This window comes from Methylibium sp. T29 (assembly GCF_000576205.1).
In the GTDB taxonomy this organism is placed as follows: Bacteria; Pseudomonadota; Gammaproteobacteria; order Burkholderiales; family Burkholderiaceae_C; genus Methylibium; species Methylibium petroleiphilum.
Genome location: NZ_AZND01000450.1, coordinates 1 through 1,612, shown reverse-complemented (window position 1 = coordinate 1,612; position 1,612 = coordinate 1). Strand labels below are relative to the sequence as shown.

The 1,612-nt window shown below is 74.6% G+C and carries 1 protein-coding gene and 1 pseudogene; both read left to right on the top strand.

The window, feature by feature from the left end:
• Nucleotides 1-5: 5 nt before the first annotated feature.
• Complete coding sequence (locus x551_RS21930; protein WP_081771454.1) at nt 6-1,385, top strand: di-heme oxidoredictase family protein; 1,380 nt, start codon at nt 6-8, stop codon at nt 1,383-1,385.
• Nucleotides 1,385-1,612: pseudogene (locus x551_RS21925) on the top strand (hypothetical protein); the annotation flags it as partial. The gene x551_RS21930 and the pseudogene x551_RS21925, both read left to right, overlap by 1 nt.

Below are 1,612 nucleotides of genomic sequence, written 5' to 3'. Positions count from 1 at the left end.
CCGGTGTGGTGGTCGGCGTGGTCGCCGCCACCGCGCCGCCCGACGACGACCCGCTGGGCGAGAAGACCGGCGGCGCCACCACGGTTCATGCCACCGGCCGCCAGGCGTTCTCGTTCCCGGCCGCCAACCTGGCCGACGAGGAGCACACGCGCTTCGTCATCGGCAACTCCTTCTTCAAGCGCAACTGGGTCGAGGCGCCGGCCTCCACCGGCGTGCGCGACGGCCTGGGGCCGCACTTCATCGCGCGCTCCTGCGGCGCCTGCCATGCGATGGACGGCCGCGGCGCGCCGCCCGAGGCGAAGTCCAAGGACCCGACCGTGGCGCTGCTGATGCGGCTGTCGGTGCCGGGCGAGGCAGATCCGAAGCAGGGCGTGGTGCCCGAGCCGGTGTACGGCGACCAGTTCAACAACGCCGCGGTGCAGGGCGTGCGGCCCGAGGGCGAGGTGCGCATCCGCCACCAGCCGGTGCGCGGCCGCTACGCCGATGGCACGCCGTACACGCTGCAGGCGCCGCGCTATTCGTTCGCACGGCTGGCCTACGGGCCGATGCGTCCCGACGTCCTGGTGAGCCCGCGCATCGCGCCGCAGCTGATCGGCGTGGGGCTGCTGGAGGCCATCCCCGAGGCCGAGATCCTGCGCAACGCCGCTGACCAGGCCGCCGCCGGCGGGCCGGTGCGCGGCGTGCCCAACCGCGTGTGGGACGTGCGTGCGCAGCGCCAGATGCTCGGTCGCTTCGGCTGGAAGGCCAACGTGGCCACCATCGCGCACCAGACCGCGGGGGCCTTCCACGGCGACATCGGCATCACCTCGCGCTGGTTCCCCGACGAGACCTGCACGCCGGCCCAGGCCGACTGCGCCGCTGCGCCGCGCGGCGCCAAGGGCGAAGCGCCCGAGATCGACGACAAGACGCTCGACGACGTGGTGTTCTACCAGGCCGTGCTCGCGCCGCCGGCACGCCGTGCGCCGCGCGACGCCCAGGTGCTGCAGGGCCAGGCGCTGTTCACCCGTGCGCAGTGCGCGCAATGCCACCGGCCGAGCTACGTGACCGCCGAGCCGCCGTTCCCGCCGCTCAGCAGCCCGGCGCTGGCGGGCCAGCGCATCTGGCCCTACACCGACCTGCTGCTGCACGACATGGGCGAGGACCTGGCCGACGGCCGTCCCGACTTCGCCGCGAACGGCCGGCAGTGGAAGACACCGCCGCTGTGGGGCATCGGCCTCCTCGAGGACGTCAACGGCCACACGCGCCTGCTGCACGACGGCCGCGCGCGCGGCGTGCTGGAGGCGGTGCTGTGGCACGGCGGCGAGGCCGAGGCCAGCCGCCAGCAGGTGCTGAGGATGAGCCGCGCCGAGCGCGAGGCGCTGGTGCGGTTCGTGGAGTCGCTGTGATGATGAAGAAGTTCCTCGCAGGCCAGGCCGCGGCACGCGCCGCGATGCTGCTGCCGTTCTTGATGGCCGGCACCGCCGCGCCGCCGGCCGCTGCGCAGAGCGACTGGGCGCGTTCGGCGGTGCCGGTGTACGGCCCCACCGCGGTGCTGCAGGGCCTGAACGAGCACTGGACCCTGCCGCATGCGCGCGCCTTCGCCGCCGAGGCCCAGGCGCTGCCGGCGGCGGTG